The organism is Pseudomonas sp. R76 (assembly GCF_009834565.1).
Taxonomy (GTDB): Bacteria; Pseudomonadota; Gammaproteobacteria; order Pseudomonadales; family Pseudomonadaceae; genus Aquipseudomonas.
Map to the genome: position 1 here is coordinate 3,163,706 of NZ_CP019428.1, position 18,480 is coordinate 3,182,185.

General features: G+C 59.6%; 18 protein-coding genes, 1 tRNA gene and 1 pseudogene. 9 read left to right on the plus strand and 11 right to left on the minus strand.

The window, feature by feature from the left end; translation table 11 throughout:
* Nucleotides 1-21 precede the first annotated feature (21 nt).
* From PspR76_RS14345 to PspR76_RS14355, 3 genes are all read right to left on the minus strand, one after another.
* Nucleotides 22-2,016: a methyl-accepting chemotaxis protein gene (locus PspR76_RS14345; RefSeq protein WP_159956238.1), complete on the minus strand. Its 1,995-nt coding sequence runs from the start codon at nucleotides 2,014-2,016 to the stop codon at nucleotides 22-24.
* A gap of 161 nt (nucleotides 2,017-2,177) precedes the next feature.
* On the minus strand, nucleotides 2,178-3,707 hold the full coding sequence (locus PspR76_RS14350; RefSeq protein ID WP_159956240.1) for a M91 family zinc metallopeptidase: 1,530 nt from the start codon (nucleotides 3,705-3,707) through the stop codon (nucleotides 2,178-2,180).
* A 223-nt stretch (nucleotides 3,708-3,930) separates the two neighbouring features.
* Complete coding sequence (locus PspR76_RS14355) at nucleotides 3,931-4,926, minus strand: aldo/keto reductase (RefSeq protein WP_159956242.1); 996 nt, start codon at nucleotides 4,924-4,926, stop codon at nucleotides 3,931-3,933.
* 119 nt (nucleotides 4,927-5,045) lie between these two features.
* On the opposite strand from PspR76_RS14355, the gene PspR76_RS14360 reads away from it, so the two are divergent.
* Nucleotides 5,046-5,963, plus strand: a complete 918-nt coding sequence (locus tag PspR76_RS14360) for a LysR family transcriptional regulator (protein WP_159956244.1) — start codon at nucleotides 5,046-5,048, stop codon at nucleotides 5,961-5,963.
* Here PspR76_RS14360 and PspR76_RS14365 read toward each other — a convergent pair.
* Nucleotides 5,954-6,859 (minus strand): AraC family transcriptional regulator, encoded by a 906-nt coding sequence (locus tag PspR76_RS14365; RefSeq protein WP_159956246.1) that lies wholly within the window; start codon nucleotides 6,857-6,859, stop codon nucleotides 5,954-5,956. The genes PspR76_RS14360 and PspR76_RS14365 overlap by 10 nt on opposite strands.
* Before the next feature lie 102 nt (nucleotides 6,860-6,961).
* Between PspR76_RS14365 and PspR76_RS14370 the strand changes: the two genes are divergently transcribed.
* The 5 genes from PspR76_RS14370 (at nucleotide 6,962) to PspR76_RS14390 (ending at nucleotide 11,366) form a co-directional block, all read left to right on the plus strand.
* Nucleotides 6,962-7,498 carry a carboxymuconolactone decarboxylase family protein gene (locus tag PspR76_RS14370; RefSeq protein WP_159956249.1) on the plus strand — a complete coding sequence of 179 codons (537 nt, stop codon included), beginning with the start codon at nucleotides 6,962-6,964 and terminating at the stop codon, nucleotides 7,496-7,498.
* 62 nt (nucleotides 7,499-7,560) lie between these two features.
* The gene (locus tag PspR76_RS14375) at nucleotides 7,561-8,622 is read left to right on the plus strand and encodes an acyl-CoA dehydrogenase family protein (RefSeq protein WP_159956251.1); all 1,062 of its coding nucleotides are present in this window, start codon (nucleotides 7,561-7,563) and stop codon (nucleotides 8,620-8,622) included.
* A complete protein-coding gene (locus PspR76_RS14380; RefSeq protein WP_159956253.1) occupies nucleotides 8,619-9,422 on the plus strand; it encodes an ABC transporter ATP-binding protein in 804 nt (267 codons plus the stop codon). The genes PspR76_RS14375 and PspR76_RS14380 overlap by 4 nt, the downstream gene beginning before the upstream one ends.
* The gene (locus PspR76_RS14385; protein WP_159956255.1) at nucleotides 9,409-10,608 is read left to right on the plus strand and encodes an ABC transporter substrate-binding protein; all 1,200 of its coding nucleotides are present in this window, start codon (nucleotides 9,409-9,411) and stop codon (nucleotides 10,606-10,608) included. Before PspR76_RS14380 ends, PspR76_RS14385 begins: the two co-directional genes overlap by 14 nt.
* A gap of 11 nt (nucleotides 10,609-10,619) precedes the next feature.
* Nucleotides 10,620-11,366: an ABC transporter permease gene (locus PspR76_RS14390; RefSeq protein WP_420029995.1), complete on the plus strand. Its 747-nt coding sequence runs from the start codon at nucleotides 10,620-10,622 to the stop codon at nucleotides 11,364-11,366.
* Nucleotides 11,367-11,407: 41 nt separating this feature from the next.
* On the opposite strand, the gene PspR76_RS31050 is transcribed toward PspR76_RS14390, so the two are convergent.
* Nucleotides 11,408-11,545, minus strand: a complete 138-nt coding sequence (locus tag PspR76_RS31050) for a hypothetical protein (protein ID WP_174245625.1) — start codon at nucleotides 11,543-11,545, stop codon at nucleotides 11,408-11,410.
* 173 nt (nucleotides 11,546-11,718) lie between these two features.
* Here PspR76_RS31050 and PspR76_RS14395 point away from each other — a divergent pair, with 173 nt between their 5' ends.
* On the plus strand, nucleotides 11,719-11,913 hold the full coding sequence (locus PspR76_RS14395; RefSeq protein WP_053255884.1) for a hypothetical protein: 195 nt from the start codon (nucleotides 11,719-11,721) through the stop codon (nucleotides 11,911-11,913).
* Between the two features lie 7 nt (nucleotides 11,914-11,920).
* Here the strand turns inward: PspR76_RS14395 and PspR76_RS14400 are convergent, their stop codons facing one another.
* Complete coding sequence (locus tag PspR76_RS14400) at nucleotides 11,921-12,301, minus strand: fe2+ zn2+ uptake regulation protein (RefSeq protein ID WP_159956259.1); 381 nt, start codon at nucleotides 12,299-12,301, stop codon at nucleotides 11,921-11,923.
* A 238-nt stretch (nucleotides 12,302-12,539) separates the two neighbouring features.
* Between PspR76_RS14400 and pvdQ the strand changes: the two genes are divergently transcribed.
* Together pvdQ and PspR76_RS14410 are read left to right on the plus strand one after the other, a co-directional pair.
* Nucleotides 12,540-14,819: a bifunctional acylase PvdQ gene (gene pvdQ, locus PspR76_RS14405; protein WP_159956261.1), complete on the plus strand. Its 2,280-nt coding sequence runs from the start codon at nucleotides 12,540-12,542 to the stop codon at nucleotides 14,817-14,819.
* Nucleotides 14,820-15,031: 212 nt separating this feature from the next.
* Nucleotides 15,032-15,105: transfer RNA gene (locus tag PspR76_RS14410), tRNA-Cys, on the plus strand.
* Between the two features lie 105 nt (nucleotides 15,106-15,210).
* Here the strand turns inward: PspR76_RS14410 and PspR76_RS14415 are convergent.
* The 5 genes and pseudogenes from PspR76_RS14415 to PspR76_RS14435 all read right to left on the minus strand — a co-directional run.
* Nucleotides 15,211-15,459, minus strand: coding sequence for a DUF6124 family protein (locus PspR76_RS14415; protein WP_159956263.1), 249 nt, complete (start codon nucleotides 15,457-15,459; stop codon nucleotides 15,211-15,213).
* Between the two features lie 563 nt (nucleotides 15,460-16,022).
* Nucleotides 16,023-17,147, minus strand: a complete 1,125-nt coding sequence (locus PspR76_RS14420; RefSeq protein WP_159956265.1) for an acyltransferase family protein — start codon at nucleotides 17,145-17,147, stop codon at nucleotides 16,023-16,025.
* A gap of 162 nt (nucleotides 17,148-17,309) precedes the next feature.
* Nucleotides 17,310-17,570, minus strand: coding sequence for a hypothetical protein (locus PspR76_RS14425; RefSeq protein ID WP_159956266.1), 261 nt, complete (start codon nucleotides 17,568-17,570; stop codon nucleotides 17,310-17,312).
* Nucleotides 17,571-18,107 (minus strand): GNAT family N-acetyltransferase, encoded by a 537-nt coding sequence (locus PspR76_RS14430; RefSeq protein WP_159956267.1) that lies wholly within the window; start codon nucleotides 18,105-18,107, stop codon nucleotides 17,571-17,573.
* A 15-nt stretch (nucleotides 18,108-18,122) separates the two neighbouring features.
* Nucleotides 18,123-18,428: pseudogene (locus PspR76_RS14435) on the minus strand (SDR family oxidoreductase); the annotation flags it as partial.
* Nucleotides 18,429-18,480 lie beyond the last annotated feature (52 nt).

Consider the following 18,480-nt stretch of genomic DNA (forward strand, 5'->3'; position numbering starts at 1 on the left):
CGGGAGTGTTTCACGCATTTATCAGCGCACCTTGAAGCGGCTCATTAACGCAATCACCCGGCCATTGGCATCCAACAGGCTTTGCGTATTGGTTTCAGTGGCATGCCCACTTTCCACCAGTTCTTCGACCATATGTCGGATCTGCACCATGCTGCGGTTGATTTCCTCGGTCACCGCGCTTTGCTGTTCGGCGGCCGTGGCGATCTGGGTGCTGAGGTTGTTGATATGGCTGACCGAACCGGCCATTTCGTCCAGGCCGGTGTTGACCCGTGCCGTGGCATCCGCTGCCGACTGGCAACTGGCCTGGGTGTTTTCCATGGCCGCCACCGACGAACTCACCCCCGTGGTCAGGCGCGCGAGCATCTCATTGATCTGCGAGGTACTGGCCTGGGTGCGTGCCGCCAGCGCCCGGACTTCATCGGCCACCACCGCAAAACCACGGCCTTGCTCGCCGGCCCGTGCCGCTTCAATCGCGGCGTTGAGTGCCAGCAGGTTGGTCTGGCCGGCAATGGCGCCGATCACGCCGAGGGTTTCGGTGATGCGCGCAGCGTCCTGGCGCATGTTTTCCACGGTGTGGGTGGCGCTGGCCACTTCGCCGATCAACGCGCTGACGCTGTTGGAGGCTTCACCGACGACGACGCGGGAGCGGTCGGCGTGTTCGTTGGCGCGCTGGGTGAACGAGGCGGTTTCAGCCGCGTTTTGCGCAACGGTGTCGGCGGTCGAGCTCATTTCGGTGATGGCGGTGACCGTCTGGTCCGTCTCCGAGGCATGCCGCACCAGAATCCGGTTGGTCTGCGCCGAGGTCTGCTGCAACTGCTCAAGCCCCGACGACATGGCGCCGGTGGCCTGGGTCACTTCACCGATCATGTTTTGCAGGTAGATGATAAAGCGGTTGACCGAATGGCCGATAGCGCCCATTTCGTCTTCGGCACGGATGGTGATACGCCGCGTCAGGTCGGCATCGCCGGCCGACAATGCGTCGATGTTGGTTCTCAGCGACTTCATGCGCTGCACCAACTGGCGAATCGCGTAGAACGCCAACAGCACCAGCAGCAACACCATGGGGATTTGCAGCATGGCCAGGGTGCCGAGTACGTCATCGCGCTGGGCGGTGATCAGCGAGGTGGGCAGGGCGGTGGCGAGGAACCACGGCGTGCCCTCGATCGGGCGCATGTAGAAGGTGCTGGCCACGCCCTGGTTGTCGAACTCACTGCGCTGCAGCGCCTGGTCGCGATGGGCGAGGGCTTTGCTGACCTGGGCGGCGAAGGCCGAGGTGCCGGCCAGTTCGCTGATGTTCTTCAACACCACCGGGCCGCTGATGCGCGTGCTGTTGCTGATGATCTTGCCGTCGCCTTCCACGATCAGCATCTCCCCGCCGATGTCTTTTTCCTTGCTGGCGACCAGGTCATTGAAAAACCCCAGGGTTACGTCGATGGTGGCGACGCCGTAGGCCGCACCGTCACGCTGGATGGCCATGGCGCAGTTGGTGCGCGGCTCCTGGCTGGCGTCGTCCTTGTAGGCGGCTGCCCAGGCGCACTGGCCGCGTGGCGAGGCGAGGCCGCCTTTGTACCAGCTCTGGTCGTAATAATTGGGCGCGGCGTCACTGTTCCAGAAGGTGTTGACCGCCAGCTTGCCCGAGGCATCGCGGTGCCAGAAGGTGCTGTGCTTGTTGCGTCCTGGCGTGCGCTGGTTGGGCAGCGGCCAGATCCCGCCGCCGAAGACTTTCAGTTCGCCATACTGGTCCACCAGGCCGGGCAGCACCTTGTCGATGGCATCGCTGTCGAGCAGCGGGATGGTCTGGGTGATGCTGCGTTGCTGGGCTTGAACCTTGTTGAGTTCGCCCTTGATCTGTTCGGCCACTTCGGCGATGCGGTTGAGCACCACCTGTTCTTCGGTGTGTTTGAGCGTGGGGGCGACCAACTGGCCAATGCCCACGACGGTCAACACAAATAGCACCAGGACGAACAGCACCAGAAACACGGTGTAGCGGGTTTGAATGGAGCGCAATGGGGGCATGGGGGTCGTCCTTACGAAGCGTTTATTATCGACGCGGCTTTGTTAGAGCTTCGTCGGACTATCGGCTTGGTAAGGCGGAGCTTTAGGTACGATGGTGCAAAAATGAAAGGCGGCGGCGTCCAGCGTTGAAGAACCTGCCTGGCCTTTCAATATTCAGGTGGTTATTCACCGATACCCTGCTCACTGAACTCCATGTTTTTGCTTTTCCTTAGCGGTTTGCCCATTTCTTGATTGAGCGCGTTCTCCGTGAACGGTTTCGGATTGATCGTAGTCGGGGGCGTCAAGGGGTTGTTGTCCAAGTCAAACGGTTCAGCATCGCTGGGTAGCCCGATGGCTTGATACTCCTCATTGGGGACCGCTTCCACGTCGCCGGATGCCAGCCGTTCTTCGGTCGTACCCGCCAGGAACGTGCCGGTGGCGCCGTTGTAACCATGCGCCATTTCGTGAAAGAAGGTGGTGACGGGGATGATCGTATTGGTGCGGTCAGCCGTTTCAATTATAGAGTGGCGGTCAAAGAACAGCTTCGCACGGTCAGCACGCGCACCGGGAATACCATCAATGATGGTGCCATGGGCCGGGTTGTCTTCCGGTCCTTCTTCCGCTTCCACGTCCACTTGATCGCCCTCGTCCGCAGGTGGCAAGTCACCCAGTGCGGTGCTGCCGAATTGGTAGCCCTGAGCGCCGGCGGACTTCGGCAGGATGGCTATCTTGCCGCCATTCAATAAGGCCAGTTCATCCAGGGTAGCGAGGGCCTGCTGGCCAATAGGCGAGCTGCGCAGAAATTCCAAGTCATCGCTGACCCGTTGGCGAAAGTCCCGGTCACCCAGCACCGTGAAAGCCTGCTCCCCGGCGCTGCTGGGTTTTACCTCGGTGACCGTCGAACCCCGTTTGCGGTTGAACTTGTCATTGGCGCCGGCGTAAATAAGGTCGCCGGGCTTATTGTTCAGGATACGGTTAATGCCTTTACCGGTGTAGAAGGTCGTGCGATCGCCGCCCACTAATCGGTCGTTATCGTTGCCGCCATGCAAAACGCTGTGCCCGCTACCGCCTTTAAGCAGGTCTTTACCGTTGCCGCCGTCCAGGTAACTCTGCTTGGTCGCGGGGCCAGAACCGGCATCGAGTTCGTCCCTGCCATTATTGCCGTACATGCCCTCGGCGTAACCCAGGCCGCTGCCCAGCTTCAGGGTGTCCGCGCCGCGCCCGCCATAGAGCCTGGTCCTGCCTGCGCCTGCCTGGATGAAGTCCTTGCCATCGCCGCCTTCCACGTCCAGCGCCAGTTTGATTTCATCGTCGACGATGACCTTGTCGTCACCGCCGTTGGTTTTGATCCAGAGGGTTTGTTCGAAGTCTGGATGATCGGCGGTGTCGAAATAGTAGGGCTTGCCGTTGACCGAGATTTGCATCCTCCCGTCCGGCAAACTGCGCACATGAACATAGTCTGCGTTGTCACCGGTCTCCACCAGAAGCCGGTTTTGCGCAACCCTGGGTGAGAGTGGGTCCGTTGCATCCCAATCAATGAGTCGGCTGATCTTGATGTCGCCGTCGACATGCAGCGTGTGTTTTCTACGGTTAAGCCTGCCTGGGCTCAGATCGGACGGCGGATCATAGGGGGACGGCGTGGGGGTATCGCGCGCTGCAGTTTGGCTGGGGTGGTTGGCGGTGACGGTTGAATGGCCGAGTGCTGGCAGCATGTTGGCGTCCTTTACGTGACTGGCTGGGGTAACCCCTAAGTTGAGGTCTGCCCTCAAAGCGTTCCCGTGCGCCCGCGCTGGATTCAATGCGCTATATGTCGAAGCACGTATATCAGTGATCGCCTTGTCAGCTGTGGATCAGTTTTCCGTTTTCTGTCGGCTTCGGGTATTTCGTGCGGCGTGGCACCGGCGACTGATCCAGCCGCCGGTAAATCCACCTGGGTTACCTGTTGATCAGGCCCATTGCGGCTTCAGGGTAGCGTGAACCGGCCGTGGCGCCCGCCGGGAAAATGGACGCCAGTGCCGTCAATTCGGCAGGGCTCAATGTGACGTCTACGGCCGCCACGTTCTGTTCCAGGTACTTGCGCTGCTTGGTCCCCGGAATCGGGATCAGGTAATCGCCTTGTGCGAGCACCCAGGCCAGTGCCAGTTGCCCGGCGCTAATGCCTTTTTCAGCCGCCAGCGCTTGCACCTGATCCACCAGCAGCAGGTTTTTTGCAAAGTTCTCACCCTGAAAACGTGGGCTGGAGCGGCGGTAGTCATCGGCGGCGAAGTCATCCGGGCTCTTCAGCGCGCCGGTGAGGAAACCACGCCCCAATGGGCTGTAAGGCACAAAGGCGATGCCAAGGCGCTGGCAGGCAGCCAGGCAGCCGTTGTCTTCCTGGTCGCGACTCCACAGCGAGTATTCGCTTTGCAGGGCACTGATCGGATGCACCTTGTGCGCGCGCTCCAGGCTGGCGGCGGACGCTTCGCTCAAGCCCAGATAACGCACCTTGCCTTGCTTGACCAGCTCGGCCATCGCACCGACGCTTTCTTCGATGGCCACCTCGGGGTCGACCCGGTGCTGGTAGTAGAGGTCCAGGGTTTCGACGCCCAGGCGTTTCAAGGTGCCGTCTATGGCCTGGCGGATGTATTCAGGGCGGCCATTCACGCCGCGAGCAGCCGGGTTCGATGGGTCGCGTACAAAGCCGAACTTACTGGCCAGGAACACCTGGTCACGCTTGCCAGCGATGGCCTTGCCGATCAGTGTTTCATTGGTGTGAGGGCCGTACATGTCGGCAGTGTCAAGCAGGGTTACGCCCAGTTCCAGCGCGCAGTGCAGGGTCGCGATGGCTTCCTGTGTATCGGTGCCGGTGGTGTAGAAGTCGGTCATGCCCATGCAGCCGAGGCCGATGGCGGAGACCTTAGGGCCGTTCTTGCCGAGTTGACGTGTGTGCATCGGAGCAGCTCCTGTGGTGGGAAAGGCCTTATTGTTCTCCTCGACAAACCGGGGATAAAGCGGCTAAAACCGCTATCACTATTATGATTTTCTAAACAATCCAACAAGGTAGCCCGGCTTTGGATCGATTTAACGCCATGCGCGTGTTCACTCGAATCGTCGAATTGGGCGGTTTCGCCAAGGCGGCCGACAGCCTGCAATTGCCCCGGGCATCGGTGACCATTCTGATCAAGCAGCTGGAAGCACACCTGGGCGTGCAGCTGTTGCAGCGTACAACGCGCCAGGTCAGCCCGACCCTGGACGGCGCCGCGTATTACCAGCGTTGTGTGCAGTTATTGATGGACCTGGAAGAAACCGAGGCGGTGTTTTCGGTGAGTCGCCAGAACCCACGCGGCACCCTGAGCATCGACATGCCCTCAGGCATTGGCCGGTTGATCGTGATTCCCGCATTGCCGGATTTTACCGCACGCTACCCGCTGATCGAACTGGAAATCGGCCTCAACGACCGCCCCGTGGACTTGATCCGCGAGGGCGTCGACTGTGTGCTGCGCGGTGGCCTGGCACTGGACGAATCGCTGGTGGCGCGGCCGCTGGCCGTGATGGATCAACTGACGTTGGCCAGCCCCGCGTACCTTGAGCGCATGGGCGTGCCCGCGAGCCTGGACGATCTGGCCGGGCACCAGATGGTCGAGTACCTCTCCAGCGCCAGCGGTAAACGGTTTGGTTTGGAGTTCCAGATTGGCACCGAGCTACGCCCGGTCAACTTGCCGAAGGTTGTCTCGGTGAATAGCTCCGATGCGTATTTCGCCGCATGCGAGGCCGGTTATGGGCTGATCCAGGCGCCGCACTATCACGCTATGCAACAACTGGCCAAGGGCACGCTGGTGCACGTGCTGCCACAGCTGCCGGTGCCTACCATGGCGCTGACCGCGCTGTACCCGCCGCACCGCCAGTTGTCGCAGCGGGTACGGGTGTTTGTGGATTGGTTGGTTGAGCTGTGCGCGCGACCCGGCACCGGGCTGCAGCGTCAGGCCTGAGCCTTGCGGTAGGCGCCGGGCTGCTGCCCGGTGACCTTGTGGAACGCCCGGGTAAACGCCGCCACCGATTGGTAACCCACCGCCAGCGCTACCTCCGCCACCGTCTGGTCTTCCTTGAACAACTGGCACGCGTGGCGCATGCGCATCAGCAGCAGCACTTGCCCCGGCGATTGGCCGCACAGTTCGTTAAACCGTTTGAAAAACGCCGAGCGCGACAGCCCGGTGCAGGCCGCCATGCTTTCCAGCGTCCAGGCATCGGCAGGGTGGGCGATCAGTTGTTCCAACAGGTTGGCGAACGCCGGCTGCCGGCCCAGTGCGGCCAGGCCACCAAGTTCGGTGTTGTCGAGGACTTGCTGGCGCAGCACGTACAGAAACAGCAAGTGGCAAAGGCGTTCGAGCAGCGCGGAAGAGGGCGCCGGGGTGCGTTCGCATTCCTGCAGGATCAGTTCGAACAGGTTGCGTGCGGCGGTCAGTGAAGGGTCGCCGGCGCGCAGGATGATCCAGGAGGGCAGGGTGTCGACGATCAGCGCCGACAAGCCGGAATGGAAGTGGAAGAAACCGCAGACCAGGCCCACGCCATCGTTGGCGGTGCTGTCCAGCGGCAGCATCGGGCGGCGCGGGCATTCCTGCGCGGCCGCCGCCGTCGCTTCGCCAGACAGCTGATAAACCAAGTCGCGCAGTAGAAACACCGCGTCACCATTGTTCAGGTGTTGCGGGCTCGGTTCACCGTCGATATGCAGCCAGCACTGGCCTTGCACGACCAGGTGGAAACTCGCGCTGGCCAGCCCATGGGTACTCGCATGCCAATCGCCGCAGTAGCGGCCCACATGGAACAAGCTGGTGTTGAGTTCAAGGCTGTCTAATAACCAATCGACAAGTGCACTGGACGAATTCATCTAACGGAAAGACTCTAGAGCAAGTAATCGCTACTTTAGCCTATTGAGTCGATTTTTTATAACCAACAGACTGGGTACACGAACCCACCAGGAGACCACTCCATGTCCCGTGTACCGTTGTTGACCCCGGAAACCGCGCCGGAAGCCGCCAAACCCTTGCTGGAAAACGCCCTGAAAGCCTCGGGTTTCATTCCGAACCTGCTCGCCGTACTGGCTAACGCACCGGCCGCCCTGGAAACCTACATCACCGTCTCCGGCCTCAACGCCAAGGCCGAACTGAGCCTGGCCGACCGTGAGGTGGTGCAACTGGTGGCGGCCACTACCCACGGTTGTGATTTCTGCGTCGCCGGCCACACCGCCGTGGCGCGCAACAAAGCCAAGCTGCCGGAGGAGGTGATTGATGCACTGCGCCAACGCGGCGAATTGCCCAATGCCCGCTATGAGACACTCGCCGCCTTCACCCGTGAGGTGATCGCCACGCGAGGTGATGTCAGCGACGCAGGTTTCGAGGCGTTTCGTGCTGCCGGTTACTCCGAAGGCCAGGCCCTGGAAGTTATTTTGGGCGTGAGCCTGGCAACCCTGTGCAACTTCGCTAACGTGTTTGCCCGTACCCCGCTGAACCCGGAGCTGGCGCAATAGCGTTGGGAAAAACCGGCAAGCTGATAAGGCGATGGTCTACCTGCTGTAATAAGGAGAAACGAATGCTTGACCCAATCTTGAGCCGTTGGCTCGATGTTCAAGCGCAGGCCCTGGACGTGGGCAGTTGCGATCCACAGGAAGTGCTGCCACGGCTGGCAGAAGCCAATGTATTGCGTATCGGCGTGCCAAAAAACCTCGGTGGCTCGGGCGGCGATGTGACCGCGGCGGTGGACGCCATCGCCAATGTCGCCAGCCATTCCCTGGCGGCGGCGTTTGTGTGCTGGGGCCAGCGCTCCTTTATCGAATATTTGCTGCAGAGCCCGAATGAGCGGCTGCGTGAGCAACTGTTGCCGGACTTGCTCAGTGGCAAGTTGGCCGGGGCCACGGGGCTGTCGAATGCGATGAAGTTTTTGTCGGGCATCGAGACGCTGCAAATCAGCGCCGAGCCAACGAAAGACGGCTGGACCCTCAACGGGCGCCTGCACTGGGTGACCAACCTGCGCAAGAACGGCTTTGTAGCCGCGGCAGCTATCGAACATGCCGGGGGTGGCGCGCCGTTTATCCTGGCGATTCCGGATTCGGTGGCGGGCTTGCAACGCTCGCGCGACCTGGAGCTGCTGGGGTTGCAGTCGAGCAACACCGCAGCCCTGGGCCTGGAAGGCGTTGAGCTGAGCCGTGAGTGGTTGTTGCATGAGGATGCGCGCAAATTTCTACCGGCCGTACGCCCGGCGTTTCTGGGCTTGCAGTGCGGCATGTCGATTGGCCTGGCGCGGCGCTCGCTGGCGGAAGTGGCCAACCACTTGGGATCAAGCCGCACCGTGTTGCGCGATGAGTTGGAAGCGCTGCGCGTGACCCTCGACCACTTGGTCAATGACCTGAAAAAAGGCCTGCTGGCCGGGCGTTTTGCTGCCGAGCCGGTGCCCTTGTTCAAGCTGCGTATCGCCCTCGCCGAAACCGCCGCCAGTGCCGTGCAGCTTGAGCTGCAAGCCAGCGGCGGCAAGGCTTACCTCACCGCTCACGGCAGCGGGTTTGCCCGGCGTTGGCGCGAGTCGGCCTTCGTGCCGATCGTCACGCCAAGCCTGGTGCAATTGCGCACTGAGTTGCAACGCCAGGCCGCGCTGTGAGCCAGGCGGTATTAAGCGCCCAGGGGATTTGCCTGGGGTATGCCAGTGGCCCGGTGCTGCAAGGGTTCGACTTGCACTTGCAGCCGGGCGAAGTGGTGTCGATCCTTGGCCCCAGCGGCGTCGGCAAGTCCAGCCTGTTGCGGGTGCTCGCCGGTTTGCAGGCGCCTCAGGGCGGTGGCGTGCAGGTGCTCGGCGAGCCACTGGACGGCCCGCATCCGCGCGTGGCGGTGGCCTTTCAAGACCCTGGCCTGTTGCCGTGGCTGAACCTGGAAAAGAACGTCGCTTTCGGCCTGGATTTCGCTCGCCAACCGCACTTGAGCCCTGAAGAACGGCGCCTGCGCGTTGATCGCGCCATCGCGGCGGTCGGGCTGGAACATGCGCGCCAGCAGTTCCCGGCGCAATTGTCCGGCGGGATGGCGCAGCGCACGGCGTTGGCCCGCTGCCTGGCGCGGCAACCGCAAGTGTTGCTGCTGGATGAGCCGTTCGGCGCGCTGGATGAAGTCACCCGTGCCGACATGCAGCACCTGCTGCTCAAGGTCAACCGCGAGCAAGGCTCGGCGGCGGTATTGATTACTCACGATATTGATGAGGCGCTGTTGCTGTCCGACCGTATCCTGCTGCTGGGCAATCGCCCGGCGCGCACGCTGGGCGAGTGGCACATCGACCTGCCTCAACCGCGTGAAGAGCAAGTCGAGGCCATCGGCGCGCTGCGTATCGACATCTTAAAAACCTTACGGCAGGCGAGCCGCCCTCAACCCAACCCTCTTGAATTGCTGGAGCCTGGCCATGTGCTTGGATGACCTGACCCACTCGCGCCGTGACTTTCTCAAACTCTCGGCAGTGCTCAGCGCCGCCGGTGCCTTACCGCTGCTGAGCAGCTTGCAGGCCCGCGCCGCCAATGAGCCGGACGCGCCGGTGCGCATCGGCTACTTGCCGATCACCGACGCCACGCCGCTATTGGTTGCGCACAACAACGGCCTGTTCGAAGCCGAAGGCATCAAGGCCGAGCGCCCAGTGCTGTTGCGCAGTTGGGCGCAGGTGATCGAGGCGTTTATTTCCGGGCAGGTCAACGTGATTCACCTGTTGTCGCCGATGACGGTGTGGGCGCGCTACGGCAGCAAGGTGCCGGCCAAAGTGGTGGCCTGGAACCACGTCGGCGGTTCGGGCCTGACGGTGTCGCCCGGCATTACCGAGGTGAAACAACTGGGCGGCAAGTCGGTGGCGATTCCGTTCTGGTACTCGATCCATAACGTGGTGGTGCAGCAACTGTTCCGTGACAACGGCCTGACGCCGGTGGCCCGTGCAGCGGGTACGGCGATTGCCGCCAATGAAGTCAACCTGATCGTGTTGCCGCCCTCCGACATGCCTCCGGCCCTGGCCAGCAAGCGCATCGACGGCTACATCGTTGCCGAGCCGTTCAACGCCCTGGCGGAAAACCTCAAGGTCGGTCGCGTGCAACGCTTTACCGGCGACGTGTGGCGCAACCACGCCTGCTGCGTGGTGTTCATGCACGAGCACGACCTGACCAATCGCCCGGAATGGTCGCAGAAGGTGGTGAATGCCATCGTCAAGGCGCAGGTATGGACACGCGACAACCGCGAAGAGGCTGTGAAGCTGCTGTCCAAGGACGGCCCGAACCGCTACACGCAGCATGCTGAGCCGGTGTTGAGCAAAGTATTGGCCCCGGCTGCCGGCGACCGCGCCGCTTACCTGGCCGATGGCGCGATCCAGCACGCCAACTGGGACGAGCACCGCATCGACTTCCAGCCTTACCCATTCCCCAGCTACACCGAGGAATTGGTGCGGCGCCTGAAGGACACCTTGATCGAAGGCGACAAGAAATTCCTTGCCGACCTTGACCCGGCCTTCGTCGCCAAAGACCTGGTGGATGACCGCTTTGTGCGCCGTGCCATTGAGTCGGTGGGCGGCATGCAGACCTTCGGCTTGCCGGATGGCTATGAACGACACGAGGAGATTGGCGTTTGAACAACGGCAGAATCCCGGGCTGGTTGCTGGGGCTGAGTGGCTTGGCAGGCTTGCTGTTTTTATGGTGGCTGGGGGTGAAGGTGTTTGGCGATGCCGACGGGTTGTCGGCGCGCTTCTCACTGGCGGCGACCTTCAGCAGCCTGTGGGAACTGCTCGGGCGCGGCGAGCTGTATGTGCATATCGCGGTGAGCCTGAAACGCATCTTCGTCGGGTTATTCCTGGCGTTGCTGGTGGGCGTGCCGCTGGGGTTGCTGGTGGGCAGTTCGCGCAACCTGGAGGCGGCAACCACGCCGGCTTTCCAGTTTCTGCGGATGATTTCACCGCTGTCGTGGATGCCCATCGTGGTGATGTTGATGGGCGTCGGCGACCAGCCTATCTACTTCCTGCTGGCCTTTGCTGCGGTGTGGCCGATCATGCTCAATACCGCTGCGGGCGTGCGTCAGCTGGACCCGCGTTGGTTGCAATTGAGCAAGAGCTTGAGTGCAACACGCTGGGAAACCCTGCGTCGGGTGATTATTCCCGGCGTTGTGGGGCATGTGCTGACCGGCGTGCGCCTGGCCATCGGCATTTTGTGGATTGTGCTGGTGCCGTGCGAAATGCTCGGGGTCAGTGCGGGGCTGGGGTATTACATCCTCGACACGCGTGACCGTCTGGCGTATTCAGAGTTGATGGCGATGGTGCTGTTGATCGGGCTGCTGGGCTTTGCTCTTGACGCATTTGCACGGTGGTTGCACCAGCGCTGGGTGCACGCGGGCTGAGCGTCTCGCTTTCCAGCCCGGAAAGCGAGACGCCGGCACGATCAGCGGTGCTCGTAGCCTCGGCCGTCGTCATAGCGATGGTCGTGCCAGCCGCCACCGCCGCCGTGTGGGAAAAAGAAGCAGCCGCTCATGCTCAGCATGATCAGCAATGGAATCAGCAGTGTGATTCGACGAAGCATTTCAACATCCTCTAGGGTACTGACAGGGTCAATCAGGCGTGGGACGAGCCAAAGCTTTTCATCGCCTGTAACATATGACCCTGTCGACCCGCATCCATCCCCGTAACCGGGTATGTGCTTGGCATGCTCGACGATACAAAGTGGATACATTTATCAGGTTCAGGAAACCCGTCATGACCCAAAAGCAACGTTTGAAATATTCGATTCTGATTTCCCTTGTGGTGCTGGGGACGATGTTTGGCCTGTCCTACCTGCAGAACACCGGGGTTATCAGCGAGAAGACGTTCCAGTACATCGCCATTGCCGTGGCGGTGACCGTGGTGGTGATCAACGGCATCATGCGCCGCAAGGTCAAGCCTAACTTCTGAGGGTGACTCAGGCGCGGCTGTCGAGCACTTTGGCAGCCTCTTCGTGGAGGCTGTAGCTTTTATCCGCATTGAGGGTGATCACGCCCTCGCTGCACAGGCGCTTGAGCACCTCACGCACGCTGAGAAACGACAACGGAATGCCCAGCTCCAGCAAATGGCTGTGCACGCCGCGTACGCCCAGGGTGCGCTGGTTGTCGGCAGCGGTGAGCAGGGCGTCGATGACCTTCAGCCGAATCAGGCTGGTGCGCAAACCGAAACACTTGAGCAAATGGCGAATACGCTGGTTGCCTTGCTGTTCGGGTGCTTTGCCGAACGCTTGTGCGCCGCCGCCGAAATTGGCCTCGGCGGCAGGTGTGTGTCCGTCCGTGGGCAGTTGCGAGTTGTACATGCAAAAAACTCCTTATCAGAGCCTGATCAGGAAAATGATGGCGCTCTTATCTAATAAGACGAACGAGCGAGCAAAATCATGAAGTGCCGGATGTAGAAATTTTGTCGGTATCAGAATTGTCACAGCGCCGACGACGCAAATAGATACCGCTCGCGACTAAATCACTCCCGATATTTTGCGTCCTTACGGTGGGGTAGTTGCCCCCAGTGAGGGCGTTCAATATAACTGTGGAGTCGATGTGATTATTTTCAACAGGGTAACCAGGGCGTGTGTTACGGGGGTATTGCTGGGCCTGAGCCTGGCAGCCTGTGTGGGTCAGCCTGTGTCACAGACCTCGGCGGATATCCGTCGCACCACCTACGGCGTACCGCATATTCGCGCCCATGACGAACGTAGCCTGGGCTACGGCATCGGCTACGCGTATGCCCAGGACAACCTGTGCCTGCTGGCCAATGAAGTGGTCACCGTGAATGGCGAGCGCGCCAGGTTTTTTGGCCCTGAACAGGCCACCCTGGAAGAGCGCAACAACCTCGCCAGCGATGTGTTTTTCACCTGGTTGAATACACCGGATGCAGTCGCTGCGTTCTGGAACGCCCAGACACCGCAGATCCAGCAGCGCATTGAAGGCTACGTCGCGGGCTACAACCGTTATCTGAAAGAGCAGGGCGCTCCTGCACAGTGCCAGGCCGCGTGGGTGCGCCCGTTCGTGGCGCAAGACGTGGTCAAGCTGACCCGCAGGTTGCTGGTGGAAGGCGGGGTCGGCCAATTCGCCGAAGCGTTGGTGGGCGCCACACCGCCTCAAACCACGGCCAGTGCGCAGCCCGGCGTAAAAGCCTTTGAGTTGGCCGCGGCCAATCAACAGCGCTTCAGCTTCGACCGTGGCAGCAACGCCGTCGCCGTAGGCCGTGATCGCTCGTTTAATGGCCGTGGCATGTTGCTGGCCAACCCGCATTTCCCGTGGATGGGCGGCATGCGTTTTTACCAAATGCACCTGACCATTCCCGGCCAACTCGACGTGATGGGCGCCGCATTGCCAGGCTTGCCGGTGATCAATATCGGCTTCAACAGGCATGTGGCCTGGACCCACACCGTCGACACCTCTAAGCATTTCACCCTGTACCGCTTGACCCTGGATCCCAAGGATTCGACGCGCTACCTGCTCGACGGCAACTCCATTCCCCTGGAGAAAACCACGCTGACGGTGCAGGTCAAGCAAGCCGACGGCAGCCTCAAGGCCCAGCCGCATACCGTGTACAGCTCGAAGTTCGGCCCGGTGGTGCAATGGCCCGGCAAGCTCGATTGGGACAACCACTACGCCTTTAGCCTGCGCGACGCCAACCTGGGCAACGACCGCGTGTTGCAGCAGTGGTACGCCATGAACCAAGCCACTAGCCTCAAAGCACTGCAAACCTCGGTGCACACGCTGCAAGGCATCCCGTGGGTCAACACGGTGGCCGCCGACGACCAGGGCCAGAGCCTGTACATGAACCTGTCGGTGGTGCCCAACGTCAGCGCCGCCAAACTCGCGCAATGCAGCGACCCACGGGCCGGGCTGCAGCTGATCATGCTTGACGGCGCCCACAGTGCCTGCGCCTGGGATGTCGACCCGCGTGCCGCGCAGCCTGGCATCTTCGCCGCCGACCAACTGCCGCAACTGCAGCGCACCGACTACGTGCAGCACGCCAACGACTCGGCGTGGCTGGCCAACCCGAAGGCGCCGCTCACCGGCTTCTCGCCGGTGATCAGCCAGGACCACATCGGGCTTGGCCCACGTGCCCGTTTCGCCGTGCAACGCCTGCAATCCCTGGAGAAGCAACCGATCAGCGTGGCCGACCTGCAAAACATGGTCATGGACAACGAGGTCTACCTCGCCGGCCAAGTCATGCCCGATTTGCTGGCGTTCTGCGCCAAACACCTCGGCGCCGACACAGTGGCCTTGCAGCCACTGTGTGCCAGCCTGAAAGCCTGGGACCAGCGCGCCAACCTCGACAGTGGCGTGGGCCTGGTGCATTTCATCAACCTGTTTGAGCACCTGCAGCAACTCCCCGACGCCTGGCGCGTCGCCTTCGACCCGGCCCAACCCCTGACCACACCGCGCGGCCTGGCCATCGAGCGCGAACCGGTCGCCAAGGCCCTGCGCGAAGCCATGCTGGCTTCTACCGCAGACGTCAGCAAACTCGGCCTGACCCGCTGGGGCGATATTCAGGTCTCCGGCCAAACCCCAATCCACGGCGGCCCGCAGGAACTGGGCATCTACAACGCCATGCAAACCGTGCCCCGCGCCGACGGCAAACGCGAAGTGGTCAGCGGCAGCAGCTACCTGCAAATCGTCACCTTCGACGACAACGGCCCTCAAGCCCTTGGCGTGCTGGCATTCTCCGAATCCAGTAACCCTGAATCGAAATACTCGAAGGACCAGACCCAAGCGTTTTCAGCGAAAAAACTGCGCCCGCTGCCCTTCACCGACGCCCAGATCAAGGCCGACCCGCAGTATCAGCAACTGCTCATCAAGGAGTAGGGCAGGCGTGCAACCACTTGATGCCAATACGAAATATTTTTGAAATCAAGGGGTTGCAGGCAAAAGCAAATGAGTACATAATGGCGCCCATCGAACGCAACGAAGCATTAAAAACTTCAATGTATTCAATGAGTTAGAGTAGAGGCAGGGTTTTATAGCCCACTCAAGTTTTTATGCGGTGAATGTCGGTAGTCAGGGCATTGATCGTTTGAGGCCGAGTAGCAAAATGGTTATGCAGCGGATTGCAAATCCGCCTACGCCGGTTCGATTCCGACCTCGGCCTCCACTATTGAAAACCCCGTAGATTAACGTCTACGGGGTTTTTTATTGCCTGCAATTTAATATGTATTCCCAGCTTTTGGGATGTGTTGCTCAACCTCTGAGCCGATAATCAGGGATTTATCGGGCTCGTTTTCTCCAGCGCGTCATTCACTAGAAGCTGCGCACTTTCAATCAAGTGGGCCAATCCGAATGTTTGGAAACGCTGCGAACCACTCGCGGTGATCGCTTGTTCATTAGCCATTACCGACGCCGATATCAGAAGCTCACAAGCATTCACTAATGCTTCTTCTGAACTCAAGTCCGGCCTCACTTTGAATACACTGGTGGGAAGGTCTTCATCAGCTGTGCGTGTTTTCATGAGTGAGACTCCAATGTGCGATTAATTGAGTGTGCATTCACAGCCGAATGCCACTGCGCAGCACTGATTTTTGCTTCAATAACTCGGTAGTTTCGATGTGTAGAAAACATCCTCTTTATCCTCAGAAAATTAAGAGGCCACCACCGCCGTTGCGACACGGGTGGGTGGTGGACCGTGCGAGGGTCGCAAACCAGTCTCTGAGGAAACCGGCCGGGCAATAGCCCGCCTCACACGATCCACCATAGATGCGGTGAGCAGGCACAAAAAAAACGCCTGCTACAGAGCTATGGCGCTACCGCGCCTCAGATTACTTCAGGTTGCGACACCCGGCCACAGGATTTACTGCGACGGCGAATCCTAGCCAAATAGCTTCCTATGGCTCAACCTCGTCAGACTGTGGGAAATGTCCGAAGCCAGGCTGGGCGGTGCCACAACATTCAAAACTCTGCCTATGGCGCTAATACTGCACTGATTTTGTAAGATGCTTCGTGGGCGACATTAATTTCTTTTTGTACGTGATAATGAAGACGGACTTATGTTTGACCACATAAATCCGTCCTTTTTTAGGCTGGAAGTTGCTGGCTTACAGGGCTTGCATGTCCGCTCGGCTGCGCCACAATCGGTTTTAAATAGCGCGTGCGCAGCGACAGGAACGGTTTCTCAATCAAGTAATACGTTCCCGCGGACATAACGATCAGGATAGGCAGCACCGTCGCCATGCCCAGGATTAATGCCGTCCAGAAATCCGTCATGTCGACGTTAAATCGCTTAAGGATTTTCATGGCTACCTCGATCGCCCACGGGTGGTTGAGGTACAGTGAGTAACTGAGCATCCCCAGCCACGCGATGGCTTTGTCCAGCACCCTGGGGAGCAATTGCACCGTGCCCAGGTAGGCGGCGGTTATCAGGCCGTAAAACAAGCCTTCCAGGGTTGGAAGGTAAACCCAGACAGAGGCCTGCGAGGGAAAGCCATGATTGTCGAAGTAGCCTCCCAGCACATCAAAGCGATGGTAGAGGAATGACCATAGCGCCACGAGTGCTAATAAAACCAACGGTGATTTGAAATAAGCGGGGAACTTGCGAAGTGCCGCACACGCGAGCATGCCGAATAAAAACTGGTCGATACGGCCGAATATCGTGGAGTAGGCGAGGTCTTGCACGGTGCCGAGCGTAAACCAGATGCACCAACGGATAGCGACGGCCAGGAGGATCAACCCAACTAAGTAACGAAGCCCCATTTTTCGTGAAAATATAAGCAGGAAAGGAAACAGCAGGTAAAACTGGAATTCGACAATGACTGTCCAGCCCACCCCGGGCACGGTTTTATGATCAAGCAATGCACCGACGGCAACAATGAGTTTGGCGGGGTCGATATTGCCAATGTAGAAGTACAGAAGCGTCCAGAGTATGAACAGCGGTGCAATGCGCAGTATTCTGTTTCTGATGAAGGCGAAGTAGTCTATTTCTCGGTCATGGCACAGTGTCATGAATATATAGCCACTTAACACCATAAACAGCGCCACGCCGGTATGCCCTTCTGCAAAAAGGCTCATCGGCCAAAAACTCGGAATAAACGTGGTGGGGACTTGAAGTTGATGCCGCATGATATGCCATGCCAGTACTAACAGCGCTGCGAGAAAACGCAGGTGATCCAGTTTTGAAAGGTACAGCGAGTCGCTTGATTTCATTATTAGAAAACTCGAGGTAGGACCGCTAACTGTCGCACTTGTTTTTTTTCGCGAAATTACCGCGATTATAAATTTATGCCGTCATGCAATGTTCGTCTAAGCCGAATACCTTGATGTTATCCAAGTAGGCGAGCCGTTCGCGCATGTCAAAGTCATCTGTTATCAGCCCAGGCCGCATTCTGCCCTGTTAATGCGTTGTTCCTTAACTTCCCCGGCATACACGCCGATCTTTGCCTGCTGAGCGGTCAGCAACGCGCCTATCTTCATCAGTGCTACTGCCTCGGCCGGGGTTTTAGCGTTGGCCGCCATGGCTGTCAGCTCAACCACCGACCACCCGATAACCGCCGCCGCATCCTCAAGGTCATAAAACAGCTCCTGCTGAGCCGTTCTAGGCCCGTCGAGCCCTTGTATCAAGTCTTCCATTTATTTTCCCGCCTGAGGTTGCTTCAACTGCAAGCTCATCACAATCATGCCGATCTCAGCCAGATCTGTGGTGAACGGAATCTCACCGATTTTTTTAAATCCAAACGCCTCATAAAAACCCCGCGCATTCGAATTGGTTTTGAGCACATCCAGCCAAAGTAAAGCTTGCCCGCGCTGCAACGCCTGGTCATGAATGAACTGCAAAAGTTGCTTCCCATAACCATGCCCAGCAGCAGATTTGAGGAAGTAGATTTTTTGCAGCTCTGCGCCTAAGCCCCCAGTAACAGGCGCGGGTGTTGACCAGTTAACCTTGGCAAACCCGACCGTCTTACCGCCACTGTCTGATGCTATAAGCCACAAGTGCCGGTGGGATGCTTCAATGGATTGGCTCAGCGCGCCAACTGAAAAGTCTTGATCAAGAAAATCCTGCATACCGGCAGGCGACCAGATCGTCGAAAAATGCTCCCGGTAAGTCTCGCAGCCAATCCCACGCAGCACATCGATGTCGGCTTTTGTCGCTTGATGGATCTTGATCATCGGCATCCTTTCCTCTCACTTGCCCCCAGTGACATCAAGAAACGTCCCGGTAATAAACGAAGCTTCATCGCTCGCCAGCCACAATATGGCCCGCGCCACTTCTTCGGGTTGTCCGCCGCGGCCCATGGGGATCGTGTCCCGCACTCGATCCACTCGGCCAGGCTCGCCGCCGCTGGCATGCATGTCGGTGTAGATGTGCCCGGGGCGGACGCAGTTTACGCGGATGCCGTCCCGTGCGACTTCTTTGGCGAAGCTGATCGCCACATCGTAGCCGCGCTCGGCGGCAAGCCGCGCAGTGGCTGCGCCTACGCCGCGACTTCCGCCGGTGATCAGGATGACTGGGGCATTCATGGTTGAACCTTTGCAGGGGACG